The following is a 22,173-nucleotide window of genomic DNA, read 5'->3' as shown; positions in this document are numbered from 1 at the left end:
GGGCAGGATGTCGATACCGGAGAGCGAATTATCCGACGAGCAGAGCCGCCAGGTCGCGGACTTGATCCGCGAGGAGATCGCACGCCGGCGCGTGTCGCGCCAGACGCTGGCCGAGCAGGCCAAGATCAGCCTCTCGACCTTGGAGAAGGCGCTGGGCGGCCGCCGGCCGTTCACGCTGGCCACAATCGTGCGGCTGGAACAGGCGCTCGGCGTTCCCTTGCGTAAGGTGCCAAGCGCGCCGGTGGCTGCGCCGATCGCAAGCGGGATTGCGCCGGATGGCCTCGGCTCCTATTCGCGCCGTGCGGTCGAATGGATCGAAGGCACTTACGTGACCTTGCGCCCGTCCTTCGGCGACAAGGAGGCGATCTACGCCTATCGCACCGACATCGCCTGGGACGAGGCGGCCTCGTCACTGGTGTTTCGTGAAGGCGCGCGGCTGGATGCGGCGTTCACCCAGTTCGGCGAGGTCGCAGTGCCCAACCAGTCCGGCTTCATCTATCTGGTCACGAATCGGCACGGCCAGCACCGGCTGATCACGGTGTCGCGTCCGACCATCACCGGCGAGATGTACGGCATCATCACGACCTTGCTCGCGGGCCGAGGTTCGCTGTTGACCCCGATCGCGGCGCCGATCGCGCTGTTGCCGGTCAGGTCGGTGCCGGAGCCGAATCTGGGCCGCATCGCCCCCGCCGATCCGAACTATGCGCTTTATCGCGAGCACTTGCGCAAGACGATCGAGGAGCCGTTTGCGCTGTTCGCGCCGGGAGTATCCTGAGCAGAGCGCTGTCGACACACCGCGGGTGATCACCCTCTCCGGCAAGGGCAGGGGGTGATCACCAATGTGGCGGCGGACCTATCGCTCCAGATCGGCGCTGATGATGTCGCCGAAGAAGTCCCACTTGCCGCCCTTGAACTGCATCATCTTGAGCTGCTCGATCGGGGCAAAGTCGGTTGCACTGGTGTTGATCGTGATACCCGGGATCAACGTATCAGGCGCGAAATCCTTCAGGCTCGCGGCCTGCTTCATCACGTTTTCGCGGGTGAGATTGTCGCCGCACTGCTTCAGCACCTGCACCATGGTCTGCGCAGCCGAATAGCCATAGACGAGGTTCGAATCGGAAATGTTGGCGCCCGGCATGTATTTGTCGACGAAGGTCATGAATTTCTTCATGCCCTCATCGTCCTTCCACTGCGGATCCGAGGCGTCTTTCATGTATTGCGCCGACAGCACGCCTTCGGAAGCCTCCAGCCCGGCCGGCTTCATCACCGCGCCGATCGAGATCGACACGTCGGTCATGATCTGCATCGGCTTCCACTCGAGCTCGGCGATCTTCTTGATCGCCTGCGCCGCGAATTTCGGGGTGGCGATGTTGACGAAGACGTCGGCGCCGGTGCCCTTGAGCTTGACGATGTGGGAGTCGATCGAAGGCTCGGTGGTCTCGTAGCTCTCTTCGGCCACGATCAGGCTCTTGGCCCTGTCGCCGAACACGTCCTTGATGCCGGCGACGTAGTCCTTGCCGAAATCGTCATTGGCATAGAAGATCGCCACCTTCGCATCGGGCTTGGCCTTCAGGATATATTTGGCGAAGATCCGCGCCTCGACCCGGTAGCTCGGCTGGAAGCCCATCGTCCAGGGGAAGTCCTTCGGGTCGTTCCACTTGCTGGCGCCGGTCGCCACGAACAGCTGCGGGACCTTCTTGGCGTTGTGATACTTCTGCACGGCGCTCTGCGTCGGTGTGCCCAGCGCGTTGAAAACCAGGAACACTTCGTCGCTCTCGATCAGCTTGCGGACCTGTTCGACCGTCTTCGGCGGGCTGTAGCCGTCGTCATAGGAGATGAAGTTGATCTTGCGGCCGTTGATGCCGCCTTGATCGTTGATCATCTTGAAATAGGCTTCTTCGGTCTTGCCGATCGCGCCATAGGCCGACGCCGGGCCGCTATAGGCTTCGACATTGCCGATCTTGATCTCAGTGTCGGTGACCCCCGGATCGTATTTCTTCTGTGCGAGCGCAGCCTGGCTCGCGAGTACCGTGAACGCAGCTGCGGCCGCAAACGAGAGCAGAGTCCTGGCGGTAATGGACGGCATTCCCTGGGCTTCCTCTTGTGATGATTCTTATATTGGGCATTCCGGAGCGTATGGGCTTCAGTAGCAAACTTACGATGCTTCCTGGACGAGGTCGACCGCCGAGGCCGTCGAGAAGGTCTGGCGCAATGTCGGCTTGTGGATCTTGCCGGTGGCGTTGCGCGGCAGCGCTTCGACGAAGCGAACGGTACGCGGACATTTGAAGCGGGCAAGATTGGCCTGACAATGCGCGTGGACCTCGGCTTCGCTCAACGTGCGGCCTGGCTTCACCGCGATGATCGCCATTCCCGTTTCGCCCCATTGCGGGTCGGCAATGCCGATCACGGCAGCCTCGGCGACGGCGTTCAGTTGATGCAACACGTTTTCCACTTCCGCCGGATACACGTTCTCGCCGCCGGAGATGTACATGTCCTTCCAGCGGTCGACGATGTAGTAGAAGCCGTCCTCGTCGATCCGCGTCGCATCGCCGGTGTGCAGCCAGCCATCGGTGAAGGATGATCGGTTGGCGTCCGACCTGTTCCAATAGCCGGGCGTGACATTCGGGCCGCGCACCCACAATTCTCCGAGCTCGCCGATCTCGGCATCGCTGCCGTCGGGCCGCACGATGCGGACCTCCGTGTGCAGCACCGGCTTGCCTGCGGAGCCGGCCTTCCGCGCGGCGTCCTCGCGGTCGAGGGCGAGCACGGCCGGCGACGTCTCCGTCATGCCGTAGCCCTGCTGTAGCGCCACGCCGCGGCCCTCCCAGGTGTTCAGCAAGGGGACCGGCATCGGCGCGCCTCCGACGCCGCCGATCACGAGTCGGCTGAAATCGGCGGTCTCGAATGCCGGGTGCTGCGCCATGAATTGATAGATCGAGGGCACGCCGAAGAAGACGTTGATGCCAACAGCCGGATCGCTGATCAATTGCAGCGCCAATCCGGGATCGAAGGCGCGCATGATCATGACGGTGCCGCCGGCATGCAGCACGATATTGGTGTAGCAGTTCAGGCCGCCGGTGTGAAACAGGGGCAGCACGGTCAGCAACACGGACGATGGCATGATACGGGCGATGCCGCCGAGATTGACGCAGTTGTAGAACGTCATGCCGTGGGTGATCATTGCCCCCTTCGGCTGGCCCGTGGTGCCCGACGTGTACATGATGGTCGAGACGTCGTCGAGCGTGACCGGCTCGGAGCTCGTGAGCGGCTGCGCGGAGGCAATTGCCTGCTCATAGGAATGGCCGGCGCCGTAGCGCAAGGTGCCAGCGACGTTGCAGAGCTCGCTGACGGCGAGCGCGGTCGCGGCGAGATCGTCGTCGTGGATCATGACTTTGGGTGCGGCATCGCCGACGATGAATTGCAGCTCCGGCACCGTGAGGCGCGTGTTGAGCGGCACGAAGATCGCTCCCAATCGGAAGCAGGCGAATTGGACTTCGAGCGTGTCGGTCGAATTCAGCGCGAGAACTGCGACGCGATCGCCCGTGCCGACGCCGAGTTGGCTTCCCAGCTGATTGGCCAGTCGCGCGATCCGCGCATCGGCCTCGGCGAAGGTGAAGCGCCTGTTGCTGCCGAGATCGACCATGGCCGTCTTGGACGGGGTGCGCCGCGCATGATGTGCAATCCAGTCGTAATATCGTACTGGCACGGGATTCCCTCCTCCGTCGTGCGGTCTGGCGCCGCCTCGCCCTGATGTTTTTCAACGCTGCGCCTCGACCAAGCCTCGTGTGTTACCGAATGCCTGCCACGCGGCGCGCGCTTTTGACGGAGTGGGCCGATCAGGGCTGCGATCTGTCTTGCGTCAAGTTGCTGGTTGCAGCGCAATAGCGCCAATCCATGACGGCCCGGCGGTGACCTGCCAGATCAGCCACTTGACGCAAGTGGATACCGGCAGTTCCGGCGCATCTTGGCCGTAGGCGAAGCAGACGTTTCGGATAGGCCCCGCATGACAAGCCCGTTTTACACGGCCGAGCACGACGCGTTTCGCGATGTGATGCGGCGCTTTGTCGAGAAAGAGATCGCGCCGTTCGCCAACGCTTGGGACGAGGCCGGCGAATTTCCGCGCTCGCTCTACGCGAAGGCATCCGAGATCGGCCTGTTGGGCCTGGGCTTCCCCGAGGAGTTCGGCGGCGTCGCGGCCGATCAGTTCATGAAGATCGTGGCCTCACAGGAACTGGCGCGCGCCGGCGCTGGCGGCATCAGCGCCAGCCTGATGAGCCATACGATCGGAGCGCCACCGATCGCGCGTGCGGCGCGCCCGGACATCAAGGCCCGCGTGCTGCCCGAAATCCTGTCCGGGCGGAAGATTTCGGCGCTGGCCATCACCGAGCCGAGCGGCGGATCCGACGTCGCCAATCTTCGCACCAAGGCGAGGCGCGAGGGCGACCACTACATCGTCAGTGGCGAGAAGACCTTCATCACGTCGGGCATGCGGGCCGATGTGCTGACGGTTGCCGTGCGTACGGGCGGTCCCGGCGCTGCCGGCGTGAGCCTGCTCCTGATCGAAGGCGACACGCCTGGGCTCGCGCGCACCAAGCTCGACAAGATGGGCTGGTGGGCGTCGGACACCGCGACCTTGCATTTCGACGCGTGCCGCGTGCCGGTTGAGAACCTGATCGGCGAAGAGGGGCAGGGCTTCAAGCTGATCATGCAGAACTTCAACAGCGAGCGCATGGGCATGGCGGCGAGCTGCACGGCGTTTGCCCGCGTCTGCCTGGACGAGGCGATCGCTTATGCCAAAGAGCGGCAGACCTTCGGCAAGCCGCTGACCCAGCATCAGGTGGTCAGACACAAGCTGGTCGACATGGCGCAGCGCGTGGCGGCATCGCAGGCGATGCTGGAACTGCTGGCGTGGCGGCTGGAACAGGGCGACAATCCGGTGGCCGAGATCTGCATGATGAAGAACCAGGCCACCCAGACCATGGCCTATTGCGCTTCGGAAGCGGTCCAGATCTTCGGCGGCGCCGGCTACATGCGCGGCGTCAAGGTGGAGCGCATCTATCGCGAGGTCAAGGTCAACGCGATCGGCGGCGGCACCGAGGAGATCATGAAGGATCTGGCCAGCCGCCAGATGGGACTGTGATGTCAGCCGTCATTCCGGGGCGCGTCGTAGACGCGAACCCGGAATCCAGAGATGAGTCCACCACATCGAGATTCCGGGTTCGCTCGCTGTCGCGAGCGCCCCAGAATGACGAGAGGAAACAGAATGCTCTTCACCACCGATCACGACGAACCGCGCCGAGCCTTGCAGAAATTCATCGCCGCCGAGATCAATCCTCACGTCGACGCATGGGAAGAAGCCGGCATCTTCCCGGCGCATGAGCTGTTCAAGAAGCTCGGCACGCTCGGCTTTCTCGGGCTCAATAAGCCGGTCGAATATGGCGGCCAGGGGCTCGATTATTCCTATGCGCTGATGATGGCCGAGGAGCTCGGCACTATCAAATGCGGCGCGATCCCGATGGCGATCGGGGTGCAGACCGACATGGCGACGCCGGCGCTGGCGCGGTTCGGCTCCGATGAGGTACGCCAGGAATTCCTGGCGCCGGCAATCTCCGGCGACTATGTTGCCTGCATCGGGGTCTCCGAGCCGGGTGCAGGTTCGGATGTGGCCTCGATCAAGACGGCCGCGCGCTCGGATGGCGACGACTACGTCATCAACGGCGGCAAGATGTGGATCACCAACGGCGCGCAGGCGGATTTCATCTGTCTGCTCGCCAACACCAGTGATGGCCCGCCCCATCGCAACAAGTCGCTGATCTGCGTGCCGATGAAGAGCAAGCGCGTGCAGGTCGCGCGCAAGCTCGACAAGATGGGCATGCGCTCATCCGACACCGCGCAGATCTTCTTCGACGACGTGCGCGTGCCGAAGCGCAACCGAGTTGGCGAAGAGGGCGAGGGCTTCACCTATCAGATGCTGCAGTTCCAGGAGGAGCGGCTGTGGGCGGCAGCGGCCTGCCTCAAGGCGCACGAGTTCATCATCAACGAGACCATCGACTACACACGCAACCGCAAGGCCTTCGGCCGCAGCATCCTCGACAACCAGGTCGTTCACTTCAAGCTCGCGGAGATGCAGACCGAGGTGGAACTGTTGCGCGCGCTGACCTATCGGGCCGCGGAGGCGCTGATCGCGGGTGAGGACGTAACGCGGCTCGCCACCATGGCGAAGCTGAAGGCCGGCCGGCTCGGGCGCGAGCTCACCGACGCCTGCCTGCAATATTGGGGTGGCATGGGCTTCATGAACGAGACGCCGGTCAGCCGCGCCTATCGCGATACGCGGCTCACGTCGATCGGCGGCGGCGCCGACGAGGTGATGCTGACCATCCTCTGCAAGATGATGGGCACGCTGCCGGGCCTTACGAAAAAGGGAGCCGCCTGATGATCGCGCTCTATCATTGCGAGGGCGCACGCTCCTTTCGCCCGCTGTGGATGCTGGAAGAGCTCGGTCTCCCTTACGAGTTGAAGATGCTGCCGTTCCCGCCGCGGGTGCTGGCCAAGGATTATCTGGCGCTCAACCCGCTCGGCACCATTCCCCTGATGATCGACGGCGAGACCAGGATGACCGAGTCCTCCGGCATCTGCCATTATCTCGGGGTGAAATATGGACCGACACCGCTGATGGTCGCCCCCGACGAGCCGGCCTACGGCGCGTTCCTGAACTGGATGTATTTTTCCGACGCGACGCTCACCTTTCCTCAGACGCTGGTGCTGCGTTACAGCCAACTCGAGCCGGAGGAGCGGCGGTCTCCGCAGGTCGCGGCCGATTATGCCAAATGGTTCCTGGGCCGCCTGCGCGCCGTCGAGGCAGCCACGGGCAATGCTGAAACCTTGTGCGCGGACCGCTTTACCGCCGCCGACATCGTGATCGGCTACGCCTTGCGCCTTGCCGAGAGCATCGGCCTCGCCGGGGATTTCGGCCCGAATGTCGCGGCCTATTGGAGGCGGTTGCAGGCACGTGATGGATACCAGCGGGCCCGCGAGGCCGAACGGCGCGCGGGGATCGTGCAAGGTGTGCCGTCGCGGATCAGGCTATGAATGCCGGGGTTCATGATTCCGGGACTGCGTGCGTTGAGCAACCGTCGACCGGGACGATTAACCGCCGCGAAATTTGAGGTGTCGTGCCGGTGACTACCGCGTGATTTGCGCTATGGTCTTTCCAACCGAAGCGGCCGGAGAGCCGTGCCTCAGGAGGAATGCCATGGATTTGACCCGCCGGGAGTCCGGCCATTTGATGCTGATCACGCCGGAGCGCGTCTTTTATGCCGGGCTGCTCGGCCGCCCGCGCCAGCGCTGCTCCGGGGCCTTTCACGTTTATGTCGCGCTCAGCGGCAGTTTGCGGCTGATCCCCGAGGGTGCCGAGCCGCGGCAGGGCGAGCTTCTGGTGGTGCCGCCGAACCAGCAGCACACGATGGAGAGTGACTACCGCACCGTCATCATCGTCACGATCGAGCCGGAGAGCGTCCCGGTCGGCACGCTCGATCGGTTGGCGAACTGGATTGCGAAGGATGCCGCGGCGTATGCCGGTCGCATCCGCACCGCCTATGAAGAATTGGTGGCGCGTCCGCTGAGCGGTGATGTGTCCAGCGCCGCGTTCGATCGTCTCTTTTTCGGTGAAGCTCTGCCGCAGCGGACGCTCGATCCGCGTGTGGTGAAGGCGATCGCGCTGATCAATCGTTTCTCGGGTGAGGCCGCCACCGCCGAAAGCTGCGCCGCGGCGGTTGGCCTGTCGACCTCGCGTTTCCTGCATTTGTTCAAGGAGGAGACTGACATCTCCTTCCGCGCGTTCCGTGCCTGGAAGCGCGCGCGGCATCTGCTCAATTTTGCCAATCAGGATCTGAACCTCGCCCATCTCGCGCAGGAGATCGGCTATCCCGATTCCACCCATTTCAGCCATTCGATCCGGCGCTTCTACGGCTTGAAGCCGCGCGCGATCTTTTCCGGCTCGCGTGATCTTGCGATCTACCGCAGCGGCGAGGTCGCAGCCGATCTGGCCGCGATATGAGGCCAACTTCGGAAGCTGGATGCTAGCGCGTTGACGCAAGCAGCAATGTAGCCGCCTTCGCATGATGCGGGCGGTCGCGGATTGCGGCCGTCGAGCATCATTCAAGGCATGGCATGAGCGACAAAGCCGTTATCACCTGCGCGCTGAACGGCGTGCTCACTGATCCCAAGCAGCATCATGTGCCGGTCACGCCGGAAGAGATGGCGGCCGAGGCCAGGCGCGCGTTCGAGGCCGGCGCCAGCATCATGCACATCCATCTGCGCCAGCAGGCGCCGGGCAAAGGCCATCTGCCGTCCTGGGAGGTCAGCGTCTCGCGCGACATCCAGCAGGCGATCCGCGAGGCCTGTCCCGGCGTCATCATCAACCATACATCGGGAGTTTCGGGGCCGCATTATCAGGGCGCGCTCGCCTGCATCCGCGAAACGCGGCCCGAGATCGCGGCCTGCAATGCCGGCTCGCTGAACTATCTGAAGGTGAAGGCCGACGACAGTTGGGCCTGGCCGCCGATGATGTTCGACAATTCGGTCGAGAAGATTCAGGATTATCTCGACGCGATGAAAGACGCGAACACGATCCCCGAATTCGAGTGCTTCGACGTCGGCATCGTGCGCTGTGTCGGCATGTACTACCAGACCGGCATGTATTCGGGGCCGCTCGAATATAACTTTGTCATGGGCGTGGCCTCCGGCATGCCGGCCGATCCCGAGCTGTTGCCGATCCTGCTCAAGTTGAAGCGGCCGGAGGCGCATTGGCAGGTCACCGCGATCGGCCGCGCCGAGATATGGCCTTTGCATCAGCGCTGCGCCGAGCTCGGCGGCCACCTGCGCACCGGTCTTGAGGACGCGTTCTATCTCGCCGACGGCAGCAAGGTGACGTCGAATGGCCAGCTGATCGAGGCGATCGCGGCTCTGGCCCGCCGCGCGGGCCGCGAGATCGCGACCCCGGCGGAAGCGCGGCAGGTTTTTGGGACGGTGAATTGACAATCCGTGCGGCGTCATTGCGAGCCACCCGGTCCGCGCGAAGCGCCGCCGGTGACAGGCTCCGCGAAGCAATCCAGGGCTAAGAAGGAAGGCTGGATTGCTTCGTCGCTTCGCTCCTCGCAATGACGTCGTTACTCATAGGGCATTTGCGACCAGGTATGGCCACCATCGAAAACACCATTTCGCCCACGGGCGCCGCGTTCCAGGCCAATCGCGACGGCATGCTGGCGCTGCTCGCGCGGCTGCGTTCGCTGGAAGAACGCACGCGCCAGGCTTCTGCCGCCGCGAAGGAGCGCTTCCATGGGCGCGGCCAGCTTCTGCCGCGCGAGCGTGTCGCGCTGGTGCTCGATCCCGGCGCGCCGTTCCTGGAATTGTCGACCCTTGCCGGCTACATGTTCGACGTGCCGGATGCGGCCAAGAGCGTGCCCGGCGGCGGCGTGATCGCGGGCATCGGCTTCGTCTCGGGTGTGCGCTGCATGGTCTCGGCCAATGATTCCGGCATCGATGCCGGCGCGCTGCAGCCCTTTGGCCTCGACAAGACCTTGCGGGTGCAGGAGCTCGCGCTCGAGAACAAATTGCCCTATGTGCAGTTGGTCGAAAGCGCCGGCGCCAATCTGTTGCGCTACCGCGTCGAGGATTTCATCCGCGGCGGCAATATCTTTCGAAACCTCGCGCGGCTGTCTGCGGCCGGGCTTCCCGTCGTCACGGTCACGCACGGCTCGTCGACGGCCGGTGGCGCCTATCAGACCGGCCTGTCCGACTACATCGTCATGGTGCGCGGCCGCACCCGCGCGTTCCTCGCAGGGCCGCCGCTGCTGAAAGCCGCCACCGGCGAGATCGCGACCGAGGAGGAGCTCGGCGGCGCCGAGATGCACACCTCGATTTCGGGCCTTGGTGATTACCTGGCCGAAGACGATCGCGACGCGCTGCGCATCGCGCGCGAGATCATGGCCGCTTTGCCATGGGAGCTGCCCCCGCGCGAGGCTGCACAGTTCAGGCCACCACGCTACGACCAGGAGGAACTGCTCGGCATCATGCCGATGGATCACAAGCGCCCGGTCGACATGCGCCAGGTGATCGCGCGCATCGTCGACGATTCCGATTTCGTCGAGATGGCGCCGAACTATGGTCCCGCGACCGTGTGCGGCCACGCCCGCATCGAAGGCCAGGCGATCGGGATCATCACCAACAACGGCCCGCTCGATCCCGCCGGCGCCAACAAGGCCACCCATTTCATCCAGGCCTGCTGCCAGAGCCGCACGCCCATTCTCTATCTCAACAACACCACCGGCTACATCGTCGGCCGCGCCTATGAGGAAGCCGGCATGATCAAGCACGGCTCCAAGATGATCCAGGCGGTGACCTCCGCGACCGTGCCGCAGATCACCGTCTATTGCGGCGCCTCGTTCGGCGCCGGCAATTACGGTATGTGCGGCTGGGGCTTTCATCCGCGTTTCTGCTTCTCCTGGCCAAATGCGAGGACGGCTGTGATGGGCGGGGAGCAGGCGGCGGAGACGATGGCGATCGTCACGGAAGCGGCGGCGGCGCGGCGCGGCAAGCCGGTCGAGAAGGAGAAGCTGGATGCGTTGAAGGCGCAGATCGTCGGCGTGTTCGACAGCCAGATGGACGTGTTCGCGACATCGGCACGTGTGCTCGACGATGGCGTGATCGATCCGCGCGACACCCGCGCCGTGCTCGCCGAGGTTCTCGCGACCTGCCGCGAAGGTGATGCGCGCAGCCCGCAAGCCATGCAGTTTTCGGTGGCACGGCCATGAGCGAAGAGAAGACGATGTCGCGCACACCGTTTCATAAGGTCCTGATCGCCAATCGTGGCGAGATCGCCCTGCGCATCATGCGTAGCGCACGGCGGCATGGGCTCGGCGTAGTCGCGGTCTATTCGGATGCGGACCGCGACGCGCTGCATGTGCGCGAGGCCGATCAGGCCGTGCGCATCGGTGACGCGCCGCCGGCGCAGTCCTACCTGAATATCGACGCCATCATCGCCGCTGCGAAAGCAACCGGTGCCGATGCCGTGCATCCCGGCTATGGCTTTCTCGCAGAGAATGCGGTCTTCGCGGACGCCTGCAGGCGGGCGGGCCTCGTGCTGATCGGCCCGTCGGCCGACGCGATCAGATCGATGGGCAACAAGGCCGGCGCGAAGGCGATCATGCAGGCGGCCGGCGTGCCTTGCGTGGCGGGCTATCAGGGCGAGGACCAGCGCGCTGGCACCATGCTGGCGGAGGCGAAGCGGATCGGTTTCCCCGTCATGATCAAGGCGGTGGCCGGCGGCGGCGGCCGCGGCATGCGGCTGGTTGCGGATGCCGCGGCATTCCCCGACATGTTGCGCAACGCGCGTTCGGAAGCGGCAGCCGCCTTCGGCGACGACACCGTGATCCTGGAAAAGGCCATCGACAATCCGCGCCACATCGAGATCCAGGTGTTCGGCGACCGCTATGGCAATGCGATCCATCTCGGCGAGCGCGATTGCTCGGTGCAGCGGCGGCATCAGAAGCTGATCGAGGAGGCGCCTTCGCCGGCGGTCAGTCCCGAATTGCGAGTGCGGATGGGCGAGGTCGCGGTTCAAGCGGTAAAGGCGCTCGGCTACGAGGGCGCTGGCACGCTCGAATTCCTGCTGGATTCGGACGGCCAGTTCTATTTCATGGAGATGAACACGCGCCTGCAAGTCGAGCATCCCGTGACCGAGGCGATCACCGGGCTCGACCTGGTTGAATTGCAGCTGCGCGTTGCGGCGGGCGAGCCGCTGCCGCTGCGCCAGGAGGATGTGCGCTTTTCCGGACACGCCATCGAGGTCCGGCTCTGCGCCGAAGATGCCGATCGCGATTTCATGCCGCAGTCGGGCCGGATGGCGCTGTGGCGAATGCCTGAGAACGTTCGCGTGGAGCACGCGCTGCAGTCGGGCACGGAGATCTCGCCTTATTACGACTCGATGATCGCCAAATTGATCAGCCACGGTGCAACGCGCGATGAGGCACGAGCGAAGCTGATCTGCGGCCTGGAGCAGGCGACCGCGTTAGGTATCACCACCAACCGCTCATTCCTGATGGCCTGCCTGCGTCATCCGGTTTTCGCGCGCGGAGCTGCCACCACCGCCTTCATCGGCACGCACCGGACCGAGTTGCTGGCGCGCGCAGCACGGTCCGCCGATCTCGCCTTGGCCGCGCTGCTGCTCCATTTGAGCCATGCTTGCGCGCGCGCGTGGCGCACCGGCCGTTCGCTGGCCGCGCCTTTTCCGACGCCGCTGCGTTTCGAGCTCGATGGCAGGATGCAGGATTGCGAGCTCCTGCGCGACCGCGACGGCGGCTATGTGGTCACGTGCGACGGCGAGGCGCATCGCTTCGAGGTCGAGGAGCTCCGCCGCGATCTCATTCGCTTCCGTAGCGGCGGCGTGATGGACAGTGCAATTTTCATTCGCGAGGACGAGCGGCTGTATCTGCACCACCGCACGGCAGCGATGACGGTCCGCGATGTCAGCCTTGCCGCGCCGCAATCAGCAGCCGGCGCGAGCGGTGACGGCAAGGTGCGCGCTGCGATGAACGGCCGGGTCGTCGCCGTCTTGGTCCGGCCCGGCGAGCGCGTCACCGCCGGCCAGCCGGTGCTGACGCTCGAGGCCATGAAGATGGAACATGTCCACGCGTCCGGAATCGGCGGCACGGTTGGCGCGATCCAAGTTGCCGAGGGCGAGCAGGTGACGACAGGGCGCATCCTGGTCGAAATCGCGGCGCTGTCGTGAGCCTGATCACCCCTGCGCAGACAGCTGCCGTCTGAGCTCTGCTACGAGGCGCTTGGTCTGAAACGGCTTTGAAAGCAGCGGTACGCTGGAGAATTCAGGCGGGCATTGATCGACCAGATAACCGGTCACCCCGATGAACGGCACGTGCGCGGCTGCCAGCGTGCTCGCGAACGGCGCCGAGGTTTCGCGCCCGAGATTGACATCGAGGATGGCGACGTCGCAGCCATGCTGCTCGAACAACGTCAGCGCCTTGGCGACGGTCGGCGCCACGCCGACGATGGTGTATCCGGCATGCTCCAACTCGACCGCAAGATCGAAGCCGATCAGCGGATCGTCCTCGACGATCAGGATACGGGGGCGGTCATCGAGGTGCATCTGGCTCGCCACAGCTGACGCGCTCCAGTTGACAGGTGAGCCGCCACTGCAGCCCTGCGGGCGGGAATAGCACATCGACGGTGCCGTCCAGGCTCAGCCTCACCATGTCGGAAATGACCCTGCTGCCGAACCCTGCGCGCGCCGGCGGCGACACGGTTGGGCCTCCCGTCTCGTTCCAGCTCATGCGGAAGGTTGCGTCGTTGCAGCTCCAGCTCACGTCGATGCAGCCCTCATCATTGGAGAGAGCACCATATTTGGCGGCATTGGTGGCAAGTTCGTGGACGGCCATGCCAATCGATTGCGCGGCTTCCGGAGTCAGCTCGACATGCGGACCTTTGACCGAAATGCGGCTTCCGATGACGTCGCTGAAGGTACGAAGCTGCGAGCGGATCAGGTCGTTCAACGGAATGAAACGCCAATCGTTCTGGATCAGGAGATCCTGGTTGCTCGCGATCGCCTGCAGACGTTCGAGGAAGCGTTCGAGATCGAGCTGCTGGCCATGGCGCGTCATCTGCCTTGCAATCGCCTGCACCAGCGACAGCAGGTTCTTGCTGCGATGGTTGACCTCGGCGAGCAGAATCTGAAGCTGCCGCTGCGTCTGCCGCCTTTCGCTGATGTCGCGAACGATCTTTGACGCGCCGATGATACGCCCGGTCGGATCGCGCACCGGGGATACGGTCACCGAGACCTCGATCGGGGACCCATCTTTCCGCAAGCGGACGGTCTCGAAACTGTCGATCACCTCGCCGGCGACGATGGTGGCCAGAATGCGGTCTTCCTCGGCCTGGCGCTCCGGCGGAATGATGCGGCGGATCGACTGATTCAGCATCTCGGCTTCCGGATAACCGAAAATGCGTTCGGCGCTTTTGTTCCAGCTGGTCACGACGCCTTCCAGCGTCTTGCTGACGACGCCGTCCGAGGAGGAGGCAACGATGGCCGCCAGCATTGCAGCGCCGCGCTCGGCCTGCTTGGCGCGACTGATGTCGCGGATGATGCTGGATATCCCAATGATCGCGCCGGTCGCCTCGCGAATCGGCGAGAGCGTGATCGCGACTTCGATCGGGCGGCCATCCTTGGTCAGCCGAACGGTCTCGAAACCCTCGATCGACTCGCCGTTCTCGACGCGGGCACGGATCGCCTTGTCTTCGGCCAGCAATTCTTGCGGTACGATATCGGACGCAGGCCGTCCGATCATGTCGGCTGCGGAGCGGCCGAACAGCCGTTCGCAGGCCAGGTTCCAGGTTCTGATCTTGCCGTCGAGTGTAGCGCCGATAATGGCCTCGGCCGACGAGTTCACAATGGCGGCCAGATAGGCGGCAACCTCGTCGGGAACGAACAATGCGGACGGGGCGCCGGGCTTACCGAGCACGTCGCAGGCTCCTTGATGGACGGCGGAACGAAGCGGATCCCGCAATCGACAGTAACAACTCATTTGTACTCAAATGCAAGGTGCTGCGTCCCGTCCGGATCGTTGATCGTTAATTTTCAGCAGCGAGCATTGCCCAGTGCTCCGCTTCCGAAGTTCGCACGAATGTCGCGGTACTCTCGTCGGCGAACTTGGAATCGGAGAGCACGAGCAAATCCTTGAATCCAGTACGGCTTTGAATTTGCAGTTCCGATGGCGGGGGTGCGGCCCAACTGATCGGAACTGCAAATTCGCCGCACCAGGCGGTCATTTGCTGGCACGGAACTGATGGGAGCCTTCGGGCCACCTTCCGCGAACTGACACCAAACGCGTTAAGCGCCGGTTTGTTCCTTACAACGGGAAATGAATCGGCTGCGCGACCTTCACGCGAGCTGATGGGCTGCGACCTTATTTCAGGTTGTGATGACTTATTTCTTCAATGCCATGATGTAGGCGGCAAGGTCAGCGGCGTCCTGCCGGCTAAGCGGCGCATTCGACATCGTTGCATGCGGCAGCAACAGGAATGCGGTGAGTGTCTCCAGGGTCACGCCGTCCTTGGCCGCGATCGCGGCGAACGGCAGGGAGCGTCGGAACCTAGTCGGCTTGTCGGCGACCGCGTGACACTCGGCGCACCAGCGCTCGGCGAGCCGCCGCCCGTGGTCGAGGTCCTCTGCCGTTGCCGATCCGGCTGCAGCAAGCGCGATGACGAGGCCGAGGGAAGCAAGTCGCATAGGCACCTCCTCACAGCGGCTGATCGTCCTCGGTCGGCGGCTCCTCCTGCAGCGAGACGATATCGCCGCCGCCAAGATCCTCTTCTGCCGGCGGGTAGATCCACATGGAGTCGCGGACATCCTTGACGCCAGGCACGCTCTTCGTCGCCGCGATGGCGGCCTGCCGCTCCCTGGCATCGCGGACTGCGCCGTTGAGATAGGCGACGCCGTCGCGGACCAGGACGTTGAGACGACAAGCCTTGCAGGCCGCTTGACCCAGCGCATCCAGGATCTGGCTACGCAGCAGGTCGTCGTCGGGCGTCGGGCCCGGAAGCTCGGACGCGATATCCGCGATGGGCTGGACGAAGTCGCGATAGCTCACGATGCCGACCAGCCGGCCACCGCGGACCACCGGCAACCGCCTGATGTGCTTGGCCTCGATGGTCCGGACGATGTCGGGCAGCGTGGCATTCTCGTCGACCGTGACCGGGTCCGGCGTCATGATTTCGCCGACGGTCCGGCCGTGGGAGCGGACGAAATCGGCGTTCAGTCGCCCACGCCCAACCAGCAGGCCGAGCCAGCGGCCGGGCTTGCGGTCGGTGCCGATTTCGGCGCGGCGGATGAAGTCGCCGTCGGTGACGATGCCGACCAGCTTTCCGGCCGCGTCGACCACCGGCAGGCTCCCGACGTGATTGCGCAGCATGACCTTGGCCGCATCCACGATCGGCGTACCCGGCGTGACGGTTATCACCGATCGACTCATGATCTGATGGGCGCGCATCTTCGCTCTTCCGCGTATTCCGATTCCGTCACGGTGCGATCAATACCGAATGTCAGGCCCCCCCGGCTTGACCGGGATCAAGCGGGAAGGGGTGTGCGGCGCCGGCATTATGCCGTAACATCGGGATCGCGTTCTCAAGGGAACGGCATTTCAGAACAAAATGGCTGGGAGAAAAACTGATGAAATCGAGCTTGTTGGCTTTTGCCGCGGTCGGAGCCCTTTTGATGGCCGCGCCAGCATCGGCTCAGGTCAAGATCGGCATCCTCAACGATCAGTCCGGCGTCTATGCCGATTACGGCGGCAAATATTCGGTCGAGGCCGCCAAGATGGCGATCGAGGATTTCGGCGGCGAAGTCCTGGGGCAGAAAGTCGAGCTGGTCACCGCCGATCACCAGAACAAGCCCGATCTCGCCACCTCGATCGCGCGGCGCTGGTATGACACCGAAGGCGTCGACATGATCACGGAGCTGACGACGTCATCGGTCGCGCTCGCGGTGCAGGAATTGTCGGCGGAGAAGAAAAAGATCGACATCGTGGTCGGTGCTGCGACGTCGCGCATCACCGGCGATGCCTGCACGCCGTACGGTTTCCACTGGGCCTTCGATACCCATGCACTCGCAGTGGGCACGGGCGGCGCGCTGGTGGAGGCAGGCGGCGACAGCTGGTTCTTCCTGACCGCGGATTATGCCTTCGGCTACGCGCTGGAGAAGGACACCAGCGACATCGTCAAGGCCAAGGGCGGCAAGGTGCTCGGCTCGGTGCGCATCCCGCTCAATTCGTCCGACTTCTCGTCCTTCCTGCTGCAGGCGCAGAGCTCGAAGGCCAAGATCATCGGGCTGGCGAATGCCGGGCTCGACACCACCAATTCGATCAAGCAGGCGGCCGAATTCGGCATCGTCAAGGGCGGCCAGAAGCTCGCAGGGCTGTTGATGACGCTCGCCGAGGTGAATGGTCTCGGGCTCGAAGCAGCTCAGGGGCTGGTCCTGACCGAAGGCTTCTATTGGGATCATGACGACAAGGCACGTGCCTTCTCGGAGCGCTTCTTCAAGCGCACCGGGCGGATGCCGAGCATGATCCATGCTGGCACCTATTCGGCGACGCTGTCCTATCTGAAGGCGGTCAAGGCCGCCGGCACCAAGGACTCCGACGCCGTGGCCAAGAAGCTCAAGGAGCTTCCGGTCGATGACGCCTTCGCGCAAGGCAAGGTGCAGGAGAACGGCCGCATGGTGCACGACATGTATCTGTTCGAGGTCAAGTCGCCGTCGGAGTCGAAGAAGCCGTGGGACTACTACAAGCTGATCGCGACCGTTCCCGGCGACAAGGCGTTCTTCTCGGCCAAGGAAAGTGGCTGTCCGCTGACGAAGTGACGTCGTAACACAAACAGCTGTCGCCCCGGCGAAAGCCAGGACGACAGCTGGGCTGCGCGGTCAGCCGTGCGCGATCTGCCCGACGATTGCCACCAGCGCACCGAGCAGCAGTGCGAAGGTCGCCAGCGCCTGGGTCGCGAAGCCCGGCCGCCGCTTTTCCGCCGCTTCCGCATAGCCGCGCATGTACATTGCCCGGCCGACGATCCACACCAGCCCGATCAGCGCGGCAAAGCCGTCGCTGACATAGATCGCAAACAGCCAAAGGGCGGGCAGGAAGATCGGCATCCATTCCAGCATGTTCATCTGCACGCGGAAGACGCGCTCGAAATCCGGGTTACCTGCGGTCGCCGGTGCCTTGATGCCGAAGGTGCGGCGCGCCTTCGCGACGCGGATGCCAGTGTAGAAATAGAGCAGGACGGCCAGCACGGTGACGAGTGCGGTGAAGTGATACATCGTGTCGATCCCCATTGATGCGCGCTCTCAATATCCGGTCAGCTCGAGATAGCCTACCCCCTGGTGACTGCCGGTGAAGCTGATCGGGCCTTCCCAATAGGGCACGCTGGTGGCCATCCAGGCGTTCGGATTGAGCGGGACGCTGTCGATGCCGATCGAGAGCGAGGCGATCTCGATGCGCCAGCGCACGGGAAGCTTGCGGCCGGCGATCTCGACGGTGTCCTTCGGCGTCATGACGATGCCGTCGGGGCCGAGCGGCTGCGTCTGGCCATCCGTGCCGATCCAGGTGCCCGACGTGTAGTTGCCATCGTTCTGCCGCATCCGGTACAGCATCAGCTTCTCGCCGGAGGCAAAATGCAGCGCAAACCAGTCCCAGCCGCTCTGGTCGGGCGCGAGCGGCTGGCTGCTCCATTCGCGGTCGAGCCAGGCGACGCCTGAGACTTCAACCGCCTGGTTGTCGAAGCTGAGATTCCCGCGGGCGCGATAGAACGGCTGGCTGTAGTAATAGGAGGCCTGGCCGCGCTCGGATTTCCTGCTGTAGCCGTGATCGCCCTGCAGCACGACGGGCCGATCCGCTTCTAGATGCAGCGCGTAGGAAAAACCCGCCGTCGTCGCTGACAGGTCGAGCGGCGCGAGTGAGGCTGCGTCGGTGCGCTCGGTGCCGCCCATCTGCCAATCGTCGATCCAGGCCTGAAACGGCTTGGCGATGACGCCGGCCTGGCCGACGCCGCCGCGCGCGAATTTCTCCGCCGTGCGGTGACTGTCAGCGCGCGTCGCCGCCGCATGCGCCATCCAGAGCTGCTGGTTTTCCCAGCCCTCGCCTTGCGGCCCCGGGCGCGCCGCTTGGCGGAACAAGGTCCACTGCACGCCGTAAGCCTTGCCGGCAGCATCCGTCAGGTTCGCGGTCACGTACCACCATTCGATGCGGAAGTCGGGATGGGCTCCGTGATCGGCGGGAAAGGTGAATTGCCTGCCGGGCAGCACTTGCGCAAAGCCTTTGGCGCTCTCGCTCAGGCCGGCGAAGCCTTGTGCGCGGGCAGTCCCCACGAGGCCGAGCAGCGCGGCGCCGCCGGTGAAGGCACGACGAGTGAGCATGAGATCAGCGCTCAATGGTGAAGACCCTCACGAGATCGGCCGGCTGCATGCGCGCCAGTCGCAGCACCGGCAGCAAGGATGCGGCGACGGCTGCCAGCAACGCCACGATCAGCAGCCGGATCAGTTGCAGCGGGAAGACGTCGAACGGCAGGCGCCAGCCGAACGCCTTCACATTGACGATCGCGATCAGGCACCATGCCACCACGAGGCCGAGCGGCAGCGCCAGTAGCGCCGTGATCGTCGCGACCGACAACGTCTTGAGCAGCTCGATCAGCGCCAGCCGCCGCCGCGTCAGCCCGATCGCCCACAGCGGCGCGAGCTGCGGCAGACGGGCGTTGGCGAGCGTCAACAGGCTCGTCAATAGCGCCACTCCGGCAACGCCGAGGGTGAATGCATTCAGCGCACCGGTCACCGCGAAGGTGCGGTTGAAGATCTGCTTCGATTCCTGCTTCACGCTCGCCTGGTCCAACAAATTGCGGCCGTCGAGGCCGAACTGGCTCGAGAGCGCGGCGATCAGCGTCGGGACATCGGCGGGATCGGCGCGCACCGCCATCCGCGTCAGCGGCGCCGCCGGAAAGCGGCGGCTCAAGGCCGCGACATTCACGGCGATCTGGCCCTTGGGATTGCCATAGTCGGCATAGATGCCGGCGATCTCGATAGCCCATTCGCCGCCCGGCGCTGCTATCTCGATGTGATCTCCGATCGACAGATTGAGACGGCGCGACAATTGCTCGCTGACGAAGCCGGCATCGCCCGGCACCAGCCGCTTCCAGGCACCGGCAGCCGATTGCAGCAGCGGCCAGTGATCGCGATAGGTCGCATGATCCGGCAGGCCGAGGACATCGACCGGCGCGCCGGCGATCTGCGTCTCGGCGCGGCCGCCGAGCAGCACGGCCTTGACCTCGGGGCGCGCGCGCAGCCAGCTCTGGATCGCGCGTGCCTGCGTTTCATCCGCCGGGCTGATGTAGATGTCCGCCGCGAGCCGGCCGTCGAGCCAGACCAGGAAGGTCCGGCTGAAGGTCTCCACCATTGTGGAGACGCCCACATTGACCGCGAGCGCGAGCAGCAAGGCCATCAGCGCCAGCGACAGGCCGGAGATCTGCTGCCGGCTGTCGGCCCAGAACCATTGCGCCAGCGCCTGGCGTGCGCCGCGCTCGCCGAGCCGCAAGACCAATTCCAGGATGGATGGCAGCAGCAGCGCGGCGCCCAGCATCAAGGCGGCGAGCACGCCGAAGCCGGCGAGCAGCGACTGGCCGAGCCAGAGCAGCAGGGCCGCGATTGCGAAGATGACGAGCGCCACCGCGCTCTGCAGCCTGAGCCAGCGCCGTTGCGCCTCCTGCCACGCATGGGCCTGGGCTGAGCTGAGGATCGGCAGCCGCAGCGCCTTGACCAGGCTGGTTGCCGCGGCCGCGATCGCTCCGATGATGCTGATGGCCAGTCCTGCGAACCACCATTGCGGCTGCAGGCTCAATTCGCCCGGGACCTGCGCGCCATAAAGGCCGCGAAGCGAAGCGGCGACGTTCGGCAGCAACGCGGCGGCGATGACATAGCCGCAGACAAGGCCGATGAGGCCAGCCGCGAGCGCGAGGACGATCAACTCGGTGATCAATACCGCATTGAGCTGCCGCGCCGACACGCCGCAGGCGCGCAGGGTTCGCAACATCGGCAGCCGCTGCTCGAAGGCAAGGCCGGTCGCGGAATTGACGATGAAGAGGCCGACGACGAACGAGAGCAGGCCGAAGGCGGTGAGGTTGAGGTGGAAGCTGTCGGTGAGCCGTTCGAGATCGGTCTCGGCATCGGGCTGCACCAGCTGCAGCCGGTCGCCGACGACCTGCTGCAGCGGTTGCCGTGGGCTTGTGCTGCTGCCGACCAGGAGTCGCGAGAGTTGATCCGGCTTCTCGAGCAGCTTCTGGGCGGCGGCGATGTCGAGCACCAGCACGCCGGGCGCAAGCTGCGGCTGCAGCTTGAGTGGCGGCAGTGTCGCATCATTGCTCAGGCGCGGCGTGGTGCCATCCTTGAGCCCGAGATCGGCCAGCGTCTCCGGTGCGATCAGGGTCTGTCCCGGCGGAGTGAGGAAGGTCTCCAGATCGCTGCGGCCGAGGGTCGGTGCATTGCCCACCTCGCTTGGAAGCGAGATCGGCTCGATGCCGAGCAGCCGTACCGAACGGCCCTCGATCTGCACGCGCCCTTCCACCACCGGCGACACCGGCCAGCCGGCGCGGCGCAGCGCGGCGAACAAGCTCTGCGGGAAGGTTCTGCCGTCGCCGCTGACCAGCATCGGCGTGCGCGCGCCGCCGAAGATCGCGGCCGCCCGGTCATAGGACTGGCGCGCCTCCAGGTTCAGCGCCTGCACGCCGCTCCACAGTGCGGTCGCCGAAATCAACCCGATCAGCAGGGTGGCGAGCTGCATCGGATGCCGCCGCCAATGGCTGAGCAGCACGGCCAGGATCCAGAGCGCGCGCGTCATACGACGCGCCCAGCGTGGAGATTGACGCTGCGGTCGAGCATTGCGGCCAGCCGCGTGCTGTGCGTCACCATCAGAAAGCCGCAGCCGGTGCGCGCCACCAGGTCTCGCGTCAACGTCATCACCTCGTCGGCGGTGGCCTCGTCGAGATTGCCGGTCGGCTCATCGGCAAGCAGCAACTGCGGCTTCACCGCGAGTGCGCGGCCGATCGCGACGCGCTGCTGCTGGCCGCCGGAGAGCTGCTCGGGATAACGCTTCAAGACGGCGGCGAGTCCGAGCCGTTCCACCAGTTCGGTGTGCCATGCCGCATCGTGTCGCCCGGCCAAGCGCGCCTGGAAGCTGAGATTATCGGCCACCGACAGGCTCGGCACCAGGTTGAACTGCTGGAACACCAATCCCAGTCGTTCGCGCCGCAGCGCCGCACGCTCGGCATCATCGCACGCACCGATCGAGACACCCTCCAGCATGATCTCGCCGCTATCGGCTGCGTCGAGCCCCGCGATGAGGTGCAAAAGCGTGCTCTTGCCGGAGCCGGATTCGCCGGTGAGTGCGACGCGTTCGCCACGTCCAACGTCGAGATCGACGCCGCGGAGAACGCTGATCGGCTCGCCGGCCGAGCGATAGGTCTTGAACAGGTTTCGAACGCTTAGCACGATCCATTCGCCGATTTTTTTGCGTCACGGCATATAGCAAGGCCGCAGTGCAAGATCACGGCCCCGGCAGTCAAATTTGCCTG

The 22,173-nt window shown here is 64.7% G+C and carries 19 protein-coding genes; 9 read left to right on the top strand and 10 right to left on the bottom strand.

Going from position 1 to position 22,173, the window contains the following annotated elements:
- The first annotated feature begins 7 nt into the window (after positions 1-7).
- Positions 8-775 (top strand): helix-turn-helix transcriptional regulator, encoded by a 768-nt coding sequence (locus QX071_RS01195; RefSeq protein ID WP_315702676.1) that lies wholly within the window; start codon positions 8-10, stop codon positions 773-775.
- A 78-nt stretch (positions 776-853) separates the two neighbouring features.
- Here the strand turns inward: QX071_RS01195 and QX071_RS01190 are convergent, their stop codons facing one another.
- Both QX071_RS01190 and QX071_RS01185 read right to left on the bottom strand, forming a co-directional pair.
- Positions 854-2,086, bottom strand: a complete 1,233-nt coding sequence (locus QX071_RS01190) for an ABC transporter substrate-binding protein (protein WP_315702677.1) — start codon at positions 2,084-2,086, stop codon at positions 854-856.
- A gap of 69 nt (positions 2,087-2,155) precedes the next feature.
- Complete coding sequence (locus QX071_RS01185) at positions 2,156-3,706, bottom strand: long-chain fatty acid--CoA ligase (protein WP_315702678.1); 1,551 nt, start codon at positions 3,704-3,706, stop codon at positions 2,156-2,158.
- A gap of 297 nt (positions 3,707-4,003) precedes the next feature.
- On the opposite strand from QX071_RS01185, the gene QX071_RS01180 reads away from it, so the two are divergent.
- The 7 genes from QX071_RS01180 to QX071_RS01150 all read left to right on the top strand — a co-directional run bounded on the left by QX071_RS01180 (position 4,004) and on the right by QX071_RS01150 (position 12,787).
- The gene (locus QX071_RS01180; RefSeq protein WP_315702679.1) at positions 4,004-5,140 is read left to right on the top strand and encodes an acyl-CoA dehydrogenase family protein; all 1,137 of its coding nucleotides are present in this window, start codon (positions 4,004-4,006) and stop codon (positions 5,138-5,140) included.
- 123 nt (positions 5,141-5,263) lie between these two features.
- Entirely contained in the window at positions 5,264-6,433 is a 1,170-nt protein-coding gene (locus QX071_RS01175) for an acyl-CoA dehydrogenase family protein (protein WP_315702680.1), read from the top strand.
- Entirely contained in the window at positions 6,433-7,089 is a 657-nt protein-coding gene (locus QX071_RS01170; protein WP_315702681.1) for a glutathione S-transferase family protein, read from the top strand. The genes QX071_RS01175 and QX071_RS01170 overlap by 1 nt, the downstream gene beginning before the upstream one ends.
- Positions 7,090-7,252: 163 nt before the next feature.
- Positions 7,253-8,056: a helix-turn-helix domain-containing protein gene (locus QX071_RS01165; protein WP_315702682.1), complete on the top strand. Its 804-nt coding sequence runs from the start codon at positions 7,253-7,255 to the stop codon at positions 8,054-8,056.
- A gap of 113 nt (positions 8,057-8,169) precedes the next feature.
- On the top strand, positions 8,170-9,036 hold the full coding sequence (locus QX071_RS01160; protein WP_315702683.1) for a 3-keto-5-aminohexanoate cleavage protein: 867 nt from the start codon (positions 8,170-8,172) through the stop codon (positions 9,034-9,036).
- Positions 9,037-9,194: 158 nt separating this feature from the next.
- Positions 9,195-10,811: an acyl-CoA carboxylase subunit beta gene (locus QX071_RS01155; RefSeq protein ID WP_315702684.1), complete on the top strand. Its 1,617-nt coding sequence runs from the start codon at positions 9,195-9,197 to the stop codon at positions 10,809-10,811.
- Positions 10,812-10,825: 14 nt separating this feature from the next.
- On the top strand, positions 10,826-12,787 hold the full coding sequence (locus QX071_RS01150) for an acetyl-CoA carboxylase biotin carboxylase subunit (RefSeq protein ID WP_315728335.1): 1,962 nt from the start codon (positions 10,826-10,828) through the stop codon (positions 12,785-12,787).
- 6 nt (positions 12,788-12,793) lie between these two features.
- Here QX071_RS01150 and QX071_RS01145 read toward each other — a convergent pair whose 3' ends face one another.
- The 4 genes from QX071_RS01145 to QX071_RS01130 all read right to left on the bottom strand — a co-directional run bounded on the left by QX071_RS01145 (position 12,794) and on the right by QX071_RS01130 (position 16,058).
- Positions 12,794-13,162 (bottom strand): response regulator, encoded by a 369-nt coding sequence (locus QX071_RS01145; protein ID WP_315702685.1) that lies wholly within the window; start codon positions 13,160-13,162, stop codon positions 12,794-12,796.
- Positions 13,149-14,531, bottom strand: a complete 1,383-nt coding sequence (locus QX071_RS01140) for a PAS domain S-box protein (protein ID WP_315702686.1) — start codon at positions 14,529-14,531, stop codon at positions 13,149-13,151. The genes QX071_RS01145 and QX071_RS01140 overlap by 14 nt, the downstream gene beginning before the upstream one ends.
- Before the next feature lie 464 nt (positions 14,532-14,995).
- On the bottom strand, positions 14,996-15,298 hold the full coding sequence (locus QX071_RS01135) for a cytochrome c (RefSeq protein WP_315702687.1): 303 nt from the start codon (positions 15,296-15,298) through the stop codon (positions 14,996-14,998).
- 10 nt (positions 15,299-15,308) lie between these two features.
- Positions 15,309-16,058, bottom strand: coding sequence for a CBS domain-containing protein (locus QX071_RS01130; protein ID WP_315728195.1), 750 nt, complete (start codon positions 16,056-16,058; stop codon positions 15,309-15,311).
- A 179-nt stretch (positions 16,059-16,237) separates the two neighbouring features.
- On the opposite strand from QX071_RS01130, the gene QX071_RS01125 reads away from it, so the two are divergent.
- Entirely contained in the window at positions 16,238-17,425 is a 1,188-nt protein-coding gene (locus QX071_RS01125) for an ABC transporter substrate-binding protein (protein WP_315702689.1), read from the top strand.
- Between the two features lie 60 nt (positions 17,426-17,485).
- On the opposite strand, the gene QX071_RS01120 is transcribed toward QX071_RS01125, so the two are convergent.
- The 4 genes from QX071_RS01120 to QX071_RS01105 are packed head-to-tail and all read right to left on the bottom strand — an operon-like array spanning position 17,486 to position 22,090.
- Positions 17,486-17,878: an MAPEG family protein gene (locus QX071_RS01120; RefSeq protein WP_315703165.1), complete on the bottom strand. Its 393-nt coding sequence runs from the start codon at positions 17,876-17,878 to the stop codon at positions 17,486-17,488.
- Between the two features lie 27 nt (positions 17,879-17,905).
- Positions 17,906-18,988 carry a lipocalin-like domain-containing protein gene (locus QX071_RS01115; RefSeq protein ID WP_315728197.1) on the bottom strand — a complete coding sequence of 361 codons (1,083 nt, stop codon included), beginning with the start codon at positions 18,986-18,988 and terminating at the stop codon, positions 17,906-17,908.
- Positions 18,978-21,440, bottom strand: coding sequence for an ABC transporter permease (locus QX071_RS01110; RefSeq protein WP_315728199.1), 2,463 nt, complete (start codon positions 21,438-21,440; stop codon positions 18,978-18,980). Before QX071_RS01110 ends, QX071_RS01115 begins: the two co-directional genes overlap by 11 nt.
- Positions 21,437-22,090 (bottom strand): ABC transporter ATP-binding protein, encoded by a 654-nt coding sequence (locus QX071_RS01105; protein ID WP_315728201.1) that lies wholly within the window; start codon positions 22,088-22,090, stop codon positions 21,437-21,439. The genes QX071_RS01110 and QX071_RS01105 overlap by 4 nt, the downstream gene beginning before the upstream one ends.
- Between the last annotated feature and the right edge of the window lie 83 nt (positions 22,091-22,173).

The sequence above is a fragment of the Bradyrhizobium sp. SZCCHNS1022 genome, assembly GCF_032484835.1.
Lineage (GTDB): Bacteria > Pseudomonadota > Alphaproteobacteria > Rhizobiales > Xanthobacteraceae > Bradyrhizobium.
This window is presented reverse-complemented; position numbering and strand designations above follow the sequence as displayed.

What these genes read in the sequence shown, in the direction of transcription:
- QX071_RS01195 (WP_315702676.1), top strand. Translation starts at nt 8, where the DNA reads ATGTCGATACCGGAGAGCGAATTATCCGACGAGCAGAGCCGCCAGGTC.
- QX071_RS01190 (WP_315702677.1), bottom strand. Translation starts at nt 2,086, where the DNA reads ATGCCGTCCATTACCGCCAGGACTCTGCTCTCGTTTGCGGCCGCAGCT.
- QX071_RS01180 (WP_315702679.1), top strand. Translation starts at nt 4,004, where the DNA reads ATGACAAGCCCGTTTTACACGGCCGAGCACGACGCGTTTCGCGATGTG.
- QX071_RS01175 (WP_315702680.1), top strand. Translation starts at nt 5,264, where the DNA reads ATGCTCTTCACCACCGATCACGACGAACCGCGCCGAGCCTTGCAGAAA.
- QX071_RS01170 (WP_315702681.1), top strand. Translation starts at nt 6,433, where the DNA reads ATGATCGCGCTCTATCATTGCGAGGGCGCACGCTCCTTTCGCCCGCTG.
- QX071_RS01165 (WP_315702682.1), top strand. Translation starts at nt 7,253, where the DNA reads ATGGATTTGACCCGCCGGGAGTCCGGCCATTTGATGCTGATCACGCCG.
- QX071_RS01160 (WP_315702683.1), top strand. Translation starts at nt 8,170, where the DNA reads ATGAGCGACAAAGCCGTTATCACCTGCGCGCTGAACGGCGTGCTCACT.
- QX071_RS01155 (WP_315702684.1), top strand. Translation starts at nt 9,195, where the DNA reads ATGGCCACCATCGAAAACACCATTTCGCCCACGGGCGCCGCGTTCCAG.
- QX071_RS01150 (WP_315728335.1), top strand. Translation starts at nt 10,826, where the DNA reads ATGTCGCGCACACCGTTTCATAAGGTCCTGATCGCCAATCGTGGCGAG.
- QX071_RS01145 (WP_315702685.1), bottom strand. Translation starts at nt 13,162, where the DNA reads ATGCACCTCGATGACCGCCCCCGTATCCTGATCGTCGAGGACGATCCG.
- QX071_RS01135 (WP_315702687.1), bottom strand. Translation starts at nt 15,298, where the DNA reads ATGCGACTTGCTTCCCTCGGCCTCGTCATCGCGCTTGCTGCAGCCGGA.
- QX071_RS01130 (WP_315728195.1), bottom strand. Translation starts at nt 16,058, where the DNA reads ATGCGCGCCCATCAGATCATGAGTCGATCGGTGATAACCGTCACGCCG.
- QX071_RS01125 (WP_315702689.1), top strand. Translation starts at nt 16,238, where the DNA reads ATGAAATCGAGCTTGTTGGCTTTTGCCGCGGTCGGAGCCCTTTTGATG.
- QX071_RS01120 (WP_315703165.1), bottom strand. Translation starts at nt 17,878, where the DNA reads ATGTATCACTTCACCGCACTCGTCACCGTGCTGGCCGTCCTGCTCTAT.
- QX071_RS01110 (WP_315728199.1), bottom strand. Translation starts at nt 21,440, where the DNA reads ATGACGCGCGCGCTCTGGATCCTGGCCGTGCTGCTCAGCCATTGGCGG.